Origin of the sequence: Desulfofundulus thermocisternus DSM 10259 (genome assembly GCF_000686645.1) — a bacterium.
In the GTDB taxonomy this organism is placed as follows: Bacteria; Bacillota; Desulfotomaculia; order Desulfotomaculales; family Desulfovirgulaceae; genus Desulfofundulus; species Desulfofundulus australicus.
The window spans coordinates 1-14,582 of the sequence record NZ_JMLG01000010.1 but is presented as its reverse complement, the minus strand read 5'-3'; the positions used below and the strand labels follow the sequence as shown (position 1 = coordinate 14,582).

The following is a 14,582-nucleotide window of genomic DNA, read 5'->3' as shown; positions in this document are numbered from 1 at the left end:
CTCAGCCAGGTTTTCAGGCAGGCCACCGGCCTCCCCGGTAAAACAGGAAGTTAGCCAGCAAATCCCGCCCGTATTCGGTAAGGATGGATTCGGGGTGAAACTGCACCCCTTCCACGGTAAATTCCCGGTGGCGCAAACCCATAATTTCTCCTTCAGACGTCCACGCACTCACTTCAAGACACGGGGGAAGGCAGCTGCCATCCACCAGCAGGGAATGGTAGCGGGTAGCCCTAAATGGGGAAGGCAGGCCCTTGAAGATCGTCCTGCCGTCGTGATAAACGGCTGAAGTTTTTCCATGCATCAATCTTTCAGCCCGAATAACCCGGCCGCCGAAAGCCTGGCCTATGGTTTGATGGCCCAGGCACACCCCCAGGACCGGTATTTTTCCGGCCAGGTCCCGCACCAGTTCCAGGGAAATACCCGCCCTGCCGGGTACCCCGGGGCCGGGGGAAATGACCACGTGGGTAGGATTCATGCTTCTGATCTCTTCAAGGGTCACCCGGTCGTTGCGCCTTACTTCAACCGGTATTCCCAGTTCCCCAAAATACTGCACCAGGTTATATGTGAAGGAATCATAATTATCGATCATGAGCAGCCTGATTTCCTCTTCTCCCGGCAGGCAAACCGGCCCGTTCTTTAAATGTGCAACCGGCATCCATTCACCTCCTCATCCAGGGCAAGGGTCTGCAGCAGCGCCTTTGCTTTGTTCAGTGTCTCCAGGTACTCCCTTTCGGGTACGGAATCAGCTACAATACCGGCTCCTGCCTGGATACTGGCGAAACCCCGGTAAAAGGTAATTGTGCGAATGGTAATGGCCATATCCAGGTTACCGTTGTAACCCCAGTAACCGACGGCACCGGCATAAGGGCCGCGGCGCGATGGCTCCAGTTCATTGATGATCTCCATGGCCCTGATTTTTGGCGCCCCGGAAACCGTGCCGGCCGGGAAACAGGCCTTAAAGGCATCGAAAGCCGATACTCCGGGAGCCAGGACTCCCTGTACCGATGAGACAAGGTGCATGACGTGGGAATATCTTTCCACACTCATGAACTGGGGTACGGTCACACTCCCCGGCAGGCACACCCGGCCCAGATCATTACGCCCCAGATCCACCAGCATGATGTGTTCGGCCCGTTCCTTGGCATCGGCCAGCAGATCTGCAGCCAGCTCTTCGTCCTCTGCAACGGTGGCTCCCCGGGGACGCGTACCTGCAATGGGCCTGGTTTCCACCGCGTTGCCTTCCACACGCAGCAGCATTTCCGGCGAAGAGCCGGCCAGGACCACTGATCCCAGATTCAAGTAGTAGAGGTAGGGGGAGGGATTGATACGGCGCAACCGCCGGTAAACCCGGAAGGTATCCCCGGAAAAAGGTAGCTGCAAACGCTGGGACAGAACCACCTGCAGGATCTCTCCCTCCCGGATGTATTCTTTGGCCTTTTGTACCAGGGAGATAAATTTCTCCTGAGCAAGGTTGGAGGTAAAAGATCCTGGACGGGAGCCTGTTTTCTCCGGCGCGGTAACCCGGGCCTTCAATTCCTGACGGCTCATACTATTTACAGCAAACCCGTGGTTATTAATTAACCGGCTTATTTTTTCAATGGTTGCCAGTGCCCGTTTATAGGTGGTTACCGGTTCCCTCCCGGGAACGGTATTGACCACCACCCTCAAGGTGTGACAGACATGGTCCAGGATAAGTACCGTGCCGGTAAATATGAGGATCAGGTCGGGCAATCCCGGATCATCACCCGGTAAATTGGGCAACCTTTCCAACCAGCGCACCAGGTCGTAACCCCAGTAACCCACGGCTCCCCCGTAAAAACGGGGTAAATCCGGCAGGTAAGGGCCCCGTAAGTAATTCATCAGCTGCTCGACAAGGCACAGGGGATTTCCCTCCACCCAATAACCTTCAGGGGAGCAGGTACCCGATATATCTTCAACCGTGCCGTTAAATAGCGGAAACCCTGTTTCCGGGTAACATGGTACTCCCTTTTTACCACCCCAGGACGCGATGAATTCGAGCAGACCGGCAGGGCACCCGGCTCCGGGGATAAAACATCCCCGGTTATCCTTCTGGCTGTAAAGAGCCAGGGGATGAAGGCCGATAAAGGAATAGCGGGCCAGCTTCTCACCACCCTCCACGCTTTCCAGAAGAAAGGAAGGTCCTCCCGTATCCAGCCGGGAAAACAAGGAAATAGGTGTCTCCATATCAGCCTCCCACTCGGCGCTTACAGGTACCAGCCGGTAATGGGAGGCCAGGTGAAGGTATTCCTCTACCGAGGGAAAAATCAATTTAACCCCTCCCCCTGGTGCACAAAGTAAAAAAGCCGGCGCTCCAATGAGCACCGGCAGTCCACACCCCAATGAAGACTCGCCATGCCTCACCTGAAGCTCCCCTCAACTCAACTCAGCTAAACTGGCTCTCCACCTTATTCAGTTCAGTTAACTGTACCATATCACGGGAAAAGCCATTTGTCAAGGTTTCAATTGCCTGAGTTATCCCCACTTTCCAACTACCCTGTTTTGGCTCTCGCTCGCTCCAGTGAGCCTCGCGGGCCAAACTATTGCTTGGCTCAAAGCTCCGGCAGGCTTCCCGGCCAACTTGGAAGTTGGAAGTCAGATGTCAGAGGTTGGAACTGCTGTTGGAATTCGCTGCGCGAATTCCTTCCTATTTCCGACTCCCAACTTCCGACCTCTAACCTCCATTTTCGGCATCCATGCCCTCGGGCCTGCCTTCGCTTTTCGCCTCGCTAAGTTTGGCTTGCCGCTCAGCTCAAGTCGCTCGCCACCGAGCCAAAACAGAGGTTTTAAAAAACTGGGGATGCTTCAGTTCAATTGCCTGCCGAAAATTTTTACGCGACCCTGCGCGCGGGAACGGAACCAGCTCCGGTAACCCCTTGATGGGCCATAACCGGTACAAATTCTTCACTGGGGAAGCAAATCTTTACGCAGCCTGGTGGCTTCCCGGAGGTAAACGTGCTTGATCTCGCGCTGGGAGCGGGTCGTATTTACATGTACCAGTACCCTTATGCACATGGGCAGGCGGCCGGGTACGGCAATTTCCCGGGCACATAACAGGGGCACATACTTCCACCCCAGCAGTTCCCGGGCCGCCGTAGCCGGAAACTCCGCATTGAGATCGTCGGTAACGGTAAAAAAGGCACTGGCGATATCCTCCGGGTCGAGGTTATTTTCCGCCATAATGGCCTGTAACAGTTCTCCCGTAGCCTGAATAATATCCTCAGGCGTATTCCGTTCTACCGTAATGGCCCCCCGGATACCCCGCACGTAAGTTCTATCCATCCTGCCGTCCCTCCGTTCATAGAGTTTATGGTGAAGTCCTCGCCGGTTTAAGAAGAAACTGCCCTGTGTCCCAGTCCCACCGCCACATCATCCAGATGCAGAAGTCCCACGCCAAAAAAAACGGCAACACTGATATGATCCTGGTAGCGGGCGATACCTATTTTACCACCCACGTTTAATCCAATGGCTTTGGGCATGATCTGGGAAAGGGCTTCCCGGGTTGCCCCGGCTACCGCCCCCTCCTCGGCGTGGATTTCCCTGATAACGCCTTCCCGCTTGGCGGCCACCACTGCCCGCTCGGTAATCTTGTTTACCGAAGAAATAAAATCACCACCGTAATCCACGGCAGCAGTTTTAAAACCATCCCTGGCGTAACGGGATTTTAACTCCCGCTCGTGCTCTCTATCCTCGCTTAAAGCCATGGTTAGGGCTACCCGGGCCACCTGCCTGCTTCCCTGCGGGACCATTCCCCCACCTCCATTCGGGCACAAAACAAGCCAAACCGGTAAAAACATTATAGGACAACCGGAGTAAAAAAACAACCGGGAGCCTGGCTGCCGCTCCTTTTATTTCATATTGTACTTTCGCTCCAGATGCAGGCGGTAACTGGTGAATTCCTCGTAGATGCGGAACATCAGCCTTTCCATTTGCTGCTTGTTCAGCGATAAACTATCGGGTGCAATGATCTCGATCTTGCGGAATTCATCCCGGGCAACAAAGCGGACCAGGTCTTCCAGAGTATCGGCGGTCAGCTGTAAAATTACCGGTGCGTAGGCAACCTCCTGGTTGTTCACTTCGTCATATACGACATAAATATCATGGCTTAAATCCACGTCTTCAATTTGTATCCCCTGAATGGGCACATTGCGCAGCAGGGCCACCTGCTGTTCCCGGGCCTCTTCGGCCACCTTATCATTTGACTTGCCACCAAAAATAAGGCGCCCGGGACGCCCCACCCCTTTAAAGTCCAGCCTCACTTTCGCCCTGATCCCGGTGGTGAGGTCCTCCAAAACTTCACCCCCCAGCAAAAAAATACACATTCCTGGATATTTCGCCGGGGGCCGGGAAATTCCTGCCGTCTGGAAATTTAAGTCTTTAGCCCCGCTGCCTGCCGCAGCTGGCGGACCTCCTCCCGGGTTAAAAAGCGGTAACGGCCGGGCCCGAGTCCCTTCAGGGTTAACGGACCAACTTTAACCCTTTTCAAGCGGATTACGGGATGGCCAATCCGGGCGCACATCCGGCGTACCTGACGCTTGCGTCCCTCGTAGATGGTAATTTCCAGAAGAGCATTGCCGTCTTTTTTCCCGATCAGTTTCACTTTCGCCGGTGCCGTAGGTCCATCCTCCAGCATAAGCCCGCCGGCCATGCGCCCCAGCTTTTCACCGCCCGGAGTGCCCTTCACCAGTACCAGGTAGGTTTTGGGAACCCGGTGGCGGGGATGGGTAAGGGCGTAGGCCAGCTCCCCGTCATTGGTCAGCAAGAGCAGCCCTTCACTGTCAAAATCGAGCCTCCCCACAGGATATACCCGTTCCTTAATTCCCCGCAACAGGTCCATTACCTTGGGCCTGCCCTGGGGATCCCTGACCGTGGTCACATAACCACGGGGCTTGTTCAGTAATATGTATACTTTTTCCTGCGGCCGGCGGGGTAAAACGCGTCCGGCCACTTCAATGGTATCCTTCTCGGGATCCACCCGGGTTCCCAGCCGGGTTACCACCTGCCCGTTTACCCTGACCATACCGGCAGCAATCATTTCCTCGCAGTGCCTTCGTGAAGCCACCCCGGCCCGGGCCATCACTTTCTGCAGCCGTTCCAAAGGTATCACCCCAGAAGCATTTTACCACAGATGCAGGTGAAAGATGCACAGGCCCAATCTCAGCCGCAGAGGATGATAATCCCGGAAAGCCGGGCTTAAAGCCGGCAACCGCCGGCCCGCCTAACTGAACATCCGGTTGACGATGAACACTGAAGCCACCAGGCTGGTGAAGTCCGCGGCCAGGCCGGAAATAATGGCGTAGCGGTAGCGGGTTATTCCCACGGAGCCAAAATAAAGGGTTAAAACATAGAAAGTGGTATCGGTGCTCCCCTGCATGGTGGAAACCAGCCGGCCAATAAAACTGTCCGGCCCGTGGGTGGCAATGAGATCTGTGGCGATACCCAGGGCCGCTCCACCGGACAGCGGGCGCATAACCGCATGGGGTAGTACCTCGGGAGGAAAACCCAGGGGATCGAGAATGGGGGATAAAACGTGCACCAGCACTTCCATGGCCCCGGAGGCCCTGAAAATGCTGATGGCCACCAGCATGGCCACAAGATAGGGAATTGTTTTAATGGCCGTGGTAAAACCTTCCGCCGCCCCTTCAACAAATATTTCAAAAACGGGAACACCCCTTATGAACGCCAGCAGGGGAACCAGAAGGAGGGTAACCGGAATAGCCCAGCGGGAAACTTCACCAATCAGCTCATACATGCCAAGATCACCCCTGGCGACCGTAAATAGCACGCAGAATCCGGTCCACAATTATGGCTACAGTCATCCCGCATGCCGTGGCAAAAATGGTTGTCCCTACAATAGCCGTGGGATCGCTGGAACCGTACATCACCCGGATACCAATAATGGTAGTGGGAATCAGGGTAAGGCACGAAGTGTTGAGAGCCAGGAAGGTGCACATAGCAGTGGTAGCCGTTTTGGGATCTCCCCGGTTCAGCTTTTGCAGTTCCTGCATGGCAATGAGGCCCATGGGAGTAGCAGCATTACCAAGACCCAGAATATTGGCACTCAGGTTCATAATGATGGCACCCATAGCCGGGTGGTTGGCCGGAACATCGGGAAAAAGAAACCTGGTCATGGGCCTGACCAGACGGGCCAGGGCGCGCACCAGCCCGGCAGCCTCGGCCAGCTTCATAATCCCCAGCCAGAAGGTAATTATGGCAATAAGGTTCAAAGAGGTTTTGACGGCCTTGTCAGCTCCCTCCAGGGCCGCCCTGGTTACCACCTCCACCTGGCCGTTGGCCCCGGCCACGAGAATACCGAAAACGATCATCCCCAGCCAGATATAATTAACCATTCCTGCCACCCCCGGAAAACCACTGCTTTATTTCACAGTATTATGAGGGCAGGCAGGGGATTAGAACCTTTATGGGTAATATTTGCTATGCTGGATTATTTTGCTACAGCACTTTCTTTTTATAAATATTCAGCAAACCCAGCCGGGCTACCCTTTCCCTGATCAGCTCAACATCGGTGGTGTACAACCCCAGCTCCTGCATGCGCTGAAAATAAACTGCACCGGAAAAAGTATACTTCTTCTTCAGCCCCTCAGGTTTCTTCATTTCCCTGTGCATAAAAGAGATGATATCCCCGGTGGCCAGGCTGTCGGGCAGCACAAGGGGTTTCTTACCGGCAAGATAACGGGCTGCGTTATAACCCGCCAGGAAACCAGTAACGATAGCTTCAGTATGCCCCACCAGGAGCCCGGTCTTCTCCCCTGCGCAGAAAAGGTTATCCACCCCTTCTACCTGCAGGGCGTCATCGCACGGCGCAATAGCCATAAACCGGATGGAATTCCCCTTGCTCCCGGAATAGGGGTCGGCATAACGGGCATGCTCGAAACCTTCCAGTTTCCGCAGCACTTCCAGAGGAAAGTATGGCGCCATCAGCTTGGCATGGCCCGTATCCAGCAGGATCAAATTGCGGGCGAATTCTTCCAGGTTATACTGCTGGCAGGCTTTTTTATTTAACAAATCATGTTTGTGCAGGTGCTCCGGGAGGGCAATGATCACCTTGCCTTCCCTCTCCAGCCTTTCCACCAGCCACGGGGCCAGGGATTTTTTATCCAGCTTGCAGGAACCGCTCATGGCCTCAAAATGGGGAAATCCGTCACCGGCTCTTATCTCTTCAATACCTGCTTTGGCCGTCAGGCTTACCCGGGGGCCAAAGGCGGGGCAGCGCAGGATACACATGGCGCACCCGGAACCATAGCGGGAACAATTTTTAACCGGGCCGGCAGTACCGGTGGTATCAATGAATACATCACCGCTGAAAGTATCCCCCTGGGCCGTGTAGACCCCGGCAATACTGTTCCCCTTTTTTAAAACCCCCACCACCCTTTTCTGCAGTTTGACGTCAATACCGGCATCCAGGAGAACCCGGCGTATTACCGGCTCGATTCTGGTTACATCATAAAGGGTGGCATGCCGGTGACCCGGAAAATCCAGCCAGCGATGCCTGGCCACACCCTCAATATGGCGCAAAAAGTCCCCTGCCCCCATGGCCCAGACTTCCTCCAGGGCCGTAAAGCGCCCGTTATTTCTCATTATTCCACCTACCAGGCCCGTGCCCAGGAGCATATCGGTCTTTTCCAGCAGCATCACCCGGGCACCGGCCTGCGCCGCAGCAAAGGCTGCCGCACATCCCGCCCATCCGCCACCCACGATAATAACCATCGCCACACCCCCTCAAAAAAGCCTGTTTTTGCCAGTATATTCCGCAGAATAGTAAAAAGGTCCTATCCAGAAAGTAAACCCGACCATACCCGCCACAGCCCGGAAAACCAAAAAAGCCCGCCCTTCCGGACGGGACTTATAAAAATATGTATTAATCATGTGTGACTTGCCTCTCACCATTCACAGGCGCCATTTATCTCCGCGGAAATGTAGAAAGCCATCAACTGGGTAAAGAAGTGGGGGTTCGTCAGTTAGATGAACGCGATAAAGAGATAGTTGGGCAATATGTAAAAGAATACTGCCGGCATTTTGGATGCAGCGCCGGTGAAATCTTAAAGGATAAATTTCAAAAGCTCCTGCCTGTTTCTAAAAGACCTTACGGGAAAATATTGCATATTAAAGCACTTCTTTACCTGCCCGGCACAGCTGCCGCGCGTGTTCAGGAAGCACTGAATTTTTCAGCCCGCCCTGATTGACCGGAACTGCAGGCCTACCAGGCCTGTTTTTTGTTTTTAGCATGACGCTAATCCCCGCTGCGAGGAGACCGTGAGGGCATGCCCAGATAATAGCCCTGCCCGTATCGAACGCCGGCGCGGCGCAAAATTTCAGCTGTTTCACGGTTCTCTATGAACTCGGCCACCACCTCTATCGAAAGCCCTTGCAAAAGTTTTACCATGTTTTCTACAATCATCCTGGAGCGTCCACTTCTGGTGATCTCACGCACCAGGGAACCCTCTATCTTGGCAAAGTAACAGTCAAAGTAACGAAGATAAATGAATGACGAAAAACCGCTTCCAAAGTCGTCGACCGCCAGGCGCACCCCGAGATCTGTCAGCTCCCTGGCGAAAGCCTGCACGGCATTAATATCAAGCACGGCTTCTCGCTCGGTAATTTCGGCCACAATTTCTTCCGGACGGATGCTGTAGCGGTTGAACAGGTCAGCCAGGAACCGGGAAGTTTCTCTGTTCTCTACCTCGCGCATAGAGAAGTTAATAAAGAAAAGCCTGTCTTTCGCCCAAGGGCTCTTTTTTTCCCGCATGGCCTGCTCTATAACGATTCTACCAATATCCTTCATAAGTCCGGATTGCTCGGCTGCCTCTATAAAAAGCCCGGCAGAAAGAAACTTTTCCCCTTTCCTCACGCGAGCAAGCACTTCGTAACCTAATGTCTTGCCAGTCTCTAAATCTACAATCGGCTGATAAAAGGGGACGATAGCCCCCTCCGAACGGAGAGCTTCTCGCAAGAGGAGAATTCTCTCGTGAACCACAGTAGGATTAGTACTGTCGTCGACCGCATCTACGAGCTGCGCCCGGTTCCTCCCTTTCCTCTTGGCCGTTACCTGAGCAACCTCGGCAGCTAACATAAGGTCGGCCAGCGCTTGCCCATGATGGGGGTACGAAGCCACGCCAATGCTGCTGGTAATGAAAATGTCCTCTCCCAAAGGACGAACTTTCAGCTCGGCAATGCCCTGGCACAGCACCTGCGCCTTGGCCAGTGCTTCAGCAGGACCCGTATCCATCAACATAACCCCAAACTCGTTACCGCCTATGCGGGCAATAGCAAAGGCGTCGGGGAACGACTCCTGCAGGAAGTCAGCCACAACCTTAAGCACAATATCACCTACGATATAACCGTAAACGTCGTTAACCAGCTTAAAATTATCAATGTCTATCCAGTATAAAGAAAACTCTCGTTTTGTGCGCCGCGCAAACTCGATTGCCTGCTGCATCTCTTCTTCGAACTTGCGGCGGCTCAAAAGGCCTGTAAGAACATCTACTTCCGAAAGCATCTGCATCTGGCGCGCTACCTCTCCCCTGTATCCCAGGAGGAGCAGGCCGAGGTCAAGAAGCAACGATGTCCCGCCGTACTTAAAGCTTTTCATTTCTCTCTCCAGGATATGGATAACCGGGACTAATTCGTCGCACCAACGCCCGAAAAAGAACCGGTAAGCTGTTACCAGTTGCTCCAGCGACACTTCTGCAGCGCCCAGCTTTCTTCCGAGTTCTATCCGCCGCCGCAAGAGTTCCTCGTCATGTTTTCCAGCAAACAACGCCAATAAGTCGCTCACTGCCCGGCGCAGTTCCGTCTCGTTCACCTCTTGCCCTGCCCGCTCCAGCAAGGTTCGCAGCCGGTCAGCATATGCTTGCGCTGCCTTTTCAGTAACCTCTACCCAATCCAGGGGCAATTGCCAAGCCTGGGATGTTAGTTCTTGAATGAGCTCCTGTATTCCCTTGGAAAACCGCAACGCACGTTTCACTCCCCATTATCGCCCTGGGCAAAAACCACCCTGTTTTTGCCCAATTTTTTGGCTCGATACATTGCTTCATCCGCTTGCCGGATTAGCTCGTCGGGATCGACAGAGCCACGGCCGGCATACCCGGCAACTCCTATACTTACCGTAATGCCTTCCACACCCGGCAGTATCTTTTCCGCTGCTATTTGGGTCCGAATCCGTTCCAGGGGAACCTTAGCTTTAGCAAAATCTGTAGCCGGAAGGACGATTACAAATTCTTCCCCCCCGAAGCGAACGGCCAAGTCATCATTCCGCAAACTTCTTTTGATCAAACCAGCTACGAAACGGAGTACTTCGTCACCAGCTTGATGGCCGTACTGGTCATTGATTTGCTTGAAATCATCTAAATCAAGCATGGCTACAACAAGCGGCTTGCCCTGCTCTTGAGCTTTTTCGAGCATCTGGGGAAGCAGGCGATAAAGGGCCAGCCGGTTACGAAGCCCGGTAAGGTTATCGCGTTCAACCTTTTCCTTTAGCTGGAGGAGAAGCGTATCAATAACTATCAGGATCTGGGCCAAAAACTCTGTCGCACGGGCTATGTATATCCACTGCAAGTTGTCGCTGTCCCGCTTAATTCCCATGACCTCCCGCAAGGCACGTGTATGCACGTCCAAAATGCTGGCGGCCTGCGCATCGCTCTCGTCCAGGTAGCGCGGCAGGTCCTGGTATGCTTCCAGTAGCACCCTCTCCGTAGCCCCTTCGTGCATATAACGTTCAAGATAACTGCGGTAAGTTGAATAAAATTCCCCTGGCAATTAAACACACCTCCTCCCTACCAACACGCTGGCATCGTCTTCAGCGATGCCATATCTCTCTACCACACGGCGTGCCGTTTCTACCCCAGCCCCTTCCCAGAACCATTGCAAATCTACGGGCGAAAAGCTTCGCTTGATCCCGTCGGTACAGACCAGAAGAAGAGCAGCCTCCGACAGCTCCAGCCGGCGGATGGTAGGTTTCAAAATTCTCTTGCCTACAATGCCCGGCTGTCCTATCAGAACCTCCGTACCTTTTCGCGTCAGCACCCACCCTCTGATGTTCCCGACCAGGATATATTCTATCGATTTCCGGTCAAGCAGGCCCAGGAAAAGAGCGCATCCCCGCGTCCGTGAAGCTGCTTCTTCCAGAATGGAGTATGTCTGCTGCAGAATACACGTAGCTCGTCGCAACGCCTGTGCCAGGACTGCCGCTCCGTGGTGCGCTCCCTCCCCGTGGCCCAGCACATCTGCTACGACTGCCAGTACGCGGGTATCCAATTCCTTAGCGTAACAAAGGTCCCCGTTCACTTTCTCCTTCCGGTGGGGACGCGAATAGGCCGACACTTCCCACCCGGAGCCTTCTCGTGCCTGTTTGTTAGTTTCCGGTTTTTCAACTTGTAATCTCAAAACTTGCGTCTCCTCTTTTCCACTACCACTGCGGTGCCCGTGCCGACTTCAGACACAATCTCAAAAAAATCCACAAGGCGCCTTATTCCCGATAAGCCTATGCCCAGGCTGCGCTCATGCGTTGTGTAACCTTTTGTCAGAACGAGATCTACGTCCTCAATGCCCGGACCGCGATCAACCGCCACCACCTGTATGGTAGGCCCGCCGTTCTCCTCAAGTCGTTTGCGAATCATTATTTTGCCAGTTTGCGCATAGCGATAGATATTGCGAGCAAGTTCGGAAACCACAGTGGCTACTTTGGTTACATCAGCGAGAGAAAAACCAAGCCCTTGGGCAAGTTGCTTGGCCATCTGCCTGGCTACGGCTATGTCTTCTTCCCGGACGATGCGCACCACCATGTCAAAGTCGTCCGCCGGGATGTCCAGTAACTCTCTTACTTTCCACGCCAAGACCACCTACTCCTCTCTTAAGGAGACCATACCAGAGCTAAAGCGTGCTCGAGGTCCCGGGCAACCAAAAAGCCCTGCAGTTCTATCCCCATTTGGGCCAGGGTTAGAGCCACAGGAGGCCGAATGCCGCAGATCACCGTGCGGCAGCCCATCAGGCGGGCCATAGCAGCAGTCTCTGAAAGAGTATAGGATATATAGCTGTCGATCACCTCTACCATCCGTACGTCCAGAATGACCGCTCGTACCCGTTGTTCCTGAATTTCCGCCAATAGCTGTACTTGCAGCTGTTCCACCGTCCTATCGTCCAGGTCTATCTGTATGGGCACCAACAAACAATCGGCAACCCTTATAGTTGGAACCACCTTTTCTTTAAATGTCACCGTGTTCCCCACCTTCGCCTGGGAAATTATTGCCCCGCCACCATGCGATTTGCCTCCGTTGCCTCTTCTCCTCCTCCAGCATAGCTATAGCCTGGCGAAGAGCATCTTCAAGGTCACGCGCTATCGCCACCATACGGAAATCGATCCCTAGCTTAACCAAGGTGTGGGCGACTTCGGGCTTAAGGCCAGTTAAGATAACCTCCGCTCCCAGCAGCTTTACCGCGCTGAACATCTCAATAAGAAAACTTCCAGCTGCGGTGTCAATTACGGGGACCCCGGTCACGTCTACAATTACCACTCTGGCCCGCGCGGTACTGGCGCGCTCCAAAAGCCTTTCTGCCATAGCCTGCGCCCGGTCAGTATCCAGGCTACCAGTCAGCGGCACCAGCAGTACCTCAGTCCAAATGCGGATAATCGGCGTTGCCATCTCCAAAAACATGTACTCAAGTTCGCGCTGAATCTGGTTCCTCTTTCGTCGCTGTTCACCCCAGAGTTCCAGAACCGCCGGCAAAAGTTCAGCCGCTGGAAAAGTTGGGACACGCTCGATGACAAGCTTTAGCTTTGCCCCCAGCGCCGCAGGTTCCAGTTCATCAAGCAGCTCGAGCAGGGGTTCCCGTAGCGCTTCGCGCAAATTATTTCCGGTAGCACCCGAAACAGATGCTAACAAGAGTTTGCGCCACAGTTTTCTTTCCTGCTCACTGGCCCCCAGTTCCTCAGCAAGCATTTCTAACCGACTGTTATCCACTTTAACATACTCCTTTCAATAATAAAATAATAAAAGTACCTACGCGTAAAAAACATAATCGACCGTCTTGGCGGAACTTTAAGTGCGGGGAATATGCGATCGTTAAAAAGGCATGTGTTGCTTATTCAAGACCCCCTAATTCAGAATCTGGACGGCACTCACCCCCAAGCTCTATGCAGGTCGATTTATCTCGCTCTAAAACTTTTATCATTGCTTCTACCACTGCCGGGTCAAACTGCTTCCCGGAACAACGCCTTAGTTCTTCTATTACCCACTTTTGGGAAAACGCCTTGCGATAAGGCCTGTCCGACATCATGGCGTCATAAGAGTCCACCACCCTGATGATCCGGGCCAAAAGGGGTATCTTTTCACCGGCGATGCCTTCCGGATAACCACCGCCATCATAGTCTTCGTGGTGGTAAAGAACCGCTTCAACTACTTCTTTGGGGAGATTTGCCGGTTCTAAGATCTTTGCTCCCACGCCCGGATGAGACTGTATTTCTTTTTGTTCTGCCGGTGTAAGCTCGCTTGTCTTGAGCAGTATATACTCCCTTACCCCAACCTTTCCTATATCATGTAAGAGCCCTCCTATATAAACCATTTCCTGTTCTTTGTCAGAAAGCCCCATTTCTCCAGCCACAGCCTTCGCCCACCACGCTACCCGCAACGAATGGCCCTGCGTATACTTATCTTTTGCTTCTAACGCTGCGGCCAGCGCCTTTACAACGCTCATGTAATATTCCCGTAACGATTCGTAAAGTTGTGCGTTCTCTATCGCCAGGCCCACCTGACTGGCTATGATCGACAGGTAACCAACCTCATTTTCTTCCCAGTGCCGGAGGAAAGGCGTGCATACGATCAGCGCACCCAGTATCTTTCCCCTGGCCTGGACGGGGACCACGGCAGCAGAACGTATTTCTTTGCTATAATATGGCAGGCGCAGAGAACGATCGTACTCTGCCAAATCTTCCACAATCAGCGGCTGCGCCGTTTTCAGCACCTCCTCCAAGATCGTACCTTCTGCCGGCATTCGCTCAGCCTTTCCGGGCAATTCCTTGCCGGGTCCCAGGCTCCCCTTCAGCACCATTTCTCCTGTTTCTTTGTCCCGCAGCCCCAGCGCACACCACTTCGCACCTACGACCTCCTTCAGGCTTTGCAACGTATGTTCAATGATCACGTCCATTTCTAAACTGGAAGATATCAGCTGCCCGATTTCAATAAGCTTCTTGAGCATCGCCGCGTTTTCCTCCGTAAGCGTAAAATAAACCCCACCTTGCAATCAGGTGGGGACATAATCTGGCTTATTTATTAGCCCTGCAGACAGGGGGCAGCGAATCGGACCAGGGGAGTAACTGATCCAGGGCGTTACTGTCTTTAGGGTTCAGGTTGGGAAGTTTTTCAAAAAGATAGCTGAGGTACTGGAAAGGATTCAACCCATTCTCCTTTGCCGTTTCTATGATGCTGTAAGTAATAGCGCTGGCCCGTGCACCCCGCGGAGTATTGGCAAACAACCAGTTCTTGCGGCCAATGACAAAGGGTTTGATCGACCGCTCACTCCGGTTGTTATCCAGTTCCAGGCGCCCATCC

At 53.6% G+C, this 14,582-nt stretch carries 17 protein-coding genes; all 17 read right to left on the bottom strand.

The window, feature by feature from the left end; all coding sequences use genetic code 11:
* Positions 1 to 13: 13 nt before the first annotated feature.
* Entirely contained in the window at positions 14 to 655 is a 642-nt protein-coding gene (locus BR83_RS0109025; RefSeq protein WP_027356810.1) for an anthranilate synthase component II, read from the bottom strand.
* Complete coding sequence (locus BR83_RS0109020; RefSeq protein WP_027356809.1) at positions 637 to 2,289, bottom strand: anthranilate synthase component I family protein; 1,653 nt, start codon at positions 2,287 to 2,289, stop codon at positions 637 to 639. Before BR83_RS0109020 ends, BR83_RS0109025 begins: the two co-directional genes overlap by 19 nt.
* Before the next feature lie 633 nt (positions 2,290 to 2,922).
* Entirely contained in the window at positions 2,923 to 3,300 is a 378-nt protein-coding gene (aroH, locus tag BR83_RS0109015) for a chorismate mutase (protein ID WP_027356808.1), read from the bottom strand.
* Between the two features lie 47 nt (positions 3,301 to 3,347).
* The gene (locus tag BR83_RS0109010; protein ID WP_027356807.1) at positions 3,348 to 3,767 is read right to left on the bottom strand and encodes a HutP family protein; all 420 of its coding nucleotides are present in this window, start codon (positions 3,765 to 3,767) and stop codon (positions 3,348 to 3,350) included.
* Positions 3,768 to 3,866: 99 nt separating this feature from the next.
* Positions 3,867 to 4,310, bottom strand: a complete 444-nt coding sequence (locus tag BR83_RS0109005) for a hypothetical protein (RefSeq protein ID WP_027356806.1) — start codon at positions 4,308 to 4,310, stop codon at positions 3,867 to 3,869.
* 77 nt (positions 4,311 to 4,387) lie between these two features.
* Positions 4,388 to 5,122 carry a pseudouridine synthase gene (locus BR83_RS0109000; RefSeq protein WP_027356805.1) on the bottom strand — a complete coding sequence of 245 codons (735 nt, stop codon included), beginning with the start codon at positions 5,120 to 5,122 and terminating at the stop codon, positions 4,388 to 4,390.
* Between the two features lie 114 nt (positions 5,123 to 5,236).
* On the bottom strand, positions 5,237 to 5,770 hold the full coding sequence (locus BR83_RS0108995) for a spore maturation protein (protein WP_027356804.1): 534 nt from the start codon (positions 5,768 to 5,770) through the stop codon (positions 5,237 to 5,239).
* A gap of 7 nt (positions 5,771 to 5,777) precedes the next feature.
* Positions 5,778 to 6,368 (bottom strand): nucleoside recognition domain-containing protein, encoded by a 591-nt coding sequence (locus tag BR83_RS0108990; protein WP_027356803.1) that lies wholly within the window; start codon positions 6,366 to 6,368, stop codon positions 5,778 to 5,780.
* Between the two features lie 103 nt (positions 6,369 to 6,471).
* Entirely contained in the window at positions 6,472 to 7,746 is a 1,275-nt protein-coding gene (locus tag BR83_RS0108985; protein WP_027356802.1) for an FAD-dependent oxidoreductase, read from the bottom strand.
* A 523-nt stretch (positions 7,747 to 8,269) separates the two neighbouring features.
* Entirely contained in the window at positions 8,270 to 9,841 is a 1,572-nt protein-coding gene (locus BR83_RS15525) for a putative bifunctional diguanylate cyclase/phosphodiesterase (RefSeq protein WP_157832991.1), read from the bottom strand.
* Positions 9,842 to 9,999: 158 nt separating this feature from the next.
* Positions 10,000 to 10,794, bottom strand: coding sequence for a GGDEF domain-containing protein (locus BR83_RS0108965; RefSeq protein WP_027356800.1), 795 nt, complete (start codon positions 10,792 to 10,794; stop codon positions 10,000 to 10,002).
* Entirely contained in the window at positions 10,795 to 11,421 is a 627-nt protein-coding gene (locus BR83_RS0108960; RefSeq protein ID WP_027356799.1) for a SpoIIE family protein phosphatase, read from the bottom strand.
* A complete protein-coding gene (locus BR83_RS0108955; RefSeq protein ID WP_207640186.1) occupies positions 11,418 to 11,876 on the bottom strand; it encodes an anti-sigma regulatory factor in 459 nt (152 codons plus the stop codon). Before BR83_RS0108955 ends, BR83_RS0108960 begins: the two co-directional genes overlap by 4 nt.
* A gap of 11 nt (positions 11,877 to 11,887) precedes the next feature.
* The gene (locus BR83_RS0108950) at positions 11,888 to 12,250 is read right to left on the bottom strand and encodes an STAS domain-containing protein (RefSeq protein WP_027356797.1); all 363 of its coding nucleotides are present in this window, start codon (positions 12,248 to 12,250) and stop codon (positions 11,888 to 11,890) included.
* Positions 12,240 to 12,995: an STAS domain-containing protein gene (locus tag BR83_RS0108945; RefSeq protein ID WP_027356796.1), complete on the bottom strand. Its 756-nt coding sequence runs from the start codon at positions 12,993 to 12,995 to the stop codon at positions 12,240 to 12,242. The genes BR83_RS0108950 and BR83_RS0108945 overlap by 11 nt, the downstream gene beginning before the upstream one ends.
* A 121-nt stretch (positions 12,996 to 13,116) precedes the next feature.
* Positions 13,117 to 14,229, bottom strand: a complete 1,113-nt coding sequence (locus tag BR83_RS15520) for an HD-GYP domain-containing protein (protein WP_242839655.1) — start codon at positions 14,227 to 14,229, stop codon at positions 13,117 to 13,119.
* A gap of 67 nt (positions 14,230 to 14,296) precedes the next feature.
* On the bottom strand, positions 14,297 to 14,582 hold a 286-nt coding region (locus tag BR83_RS15515; protein WP_027357434.1), incomplete at its 5' end, for a transposase domain-containing protein.

What these genes read in the sequence shown, in the direction of transcription:
- BR83_RS0109025 (WP_027356810.1), bottom strand. Translation starts at nt 655, where the DNA reads ATGCCGGTTGCACATTTAAAGAACGGGCCGGTTTGCCTGCCGGGAGAA.
- aroH (WP_027356808.1), bottom strand. Translation starts at nt 3,300, where the DNA reads ATGGATAGAACTTACGTGCGGGGTATCCGGGGGGCCATTACGGTAGAA.
- BR83_RS0109010 (WP_027356807.1), bottom strand. Translation starts at nt 3,767, where the DNA reads ATGGTCCCGCAGGGAAGCAGGCAGGTGGCCCGGGTAGCCCTAACCATG.
- BR83_RS0108995 (WP_027356804.1), bottom strand. Translation starts at nt 5,770, where the DNA reads ATGTATGAGCTGATTGGTGAAGTTTCCCGCTGGGCTATTCCGGTTACC.
- BR83_RS0108990 (WP_027356803.1), bottom strand. Translation starts at nt 6,368, where the DNA reads ATGGTTAATTATATCTGGCTGGGGATGATCGTTTTCGGTATTCTCGTG.
- BR83_RS0108985 (WP_027356802.1), bottom strand. Translation starts at nt 7,746, where the DNA reads ATGGTTATTATCGTGGGTGGCGGATGGGCGGGATGTGCGGCAGCCTTT.
- BR83_RS15520 (WP_242839655.1), bottom strand. Translation starts at nt 14,229, where the DNA reads ATGCTCAAGAAGCTTATTGAAATCGGGCAGCTGATATCTTCCAGTTTA.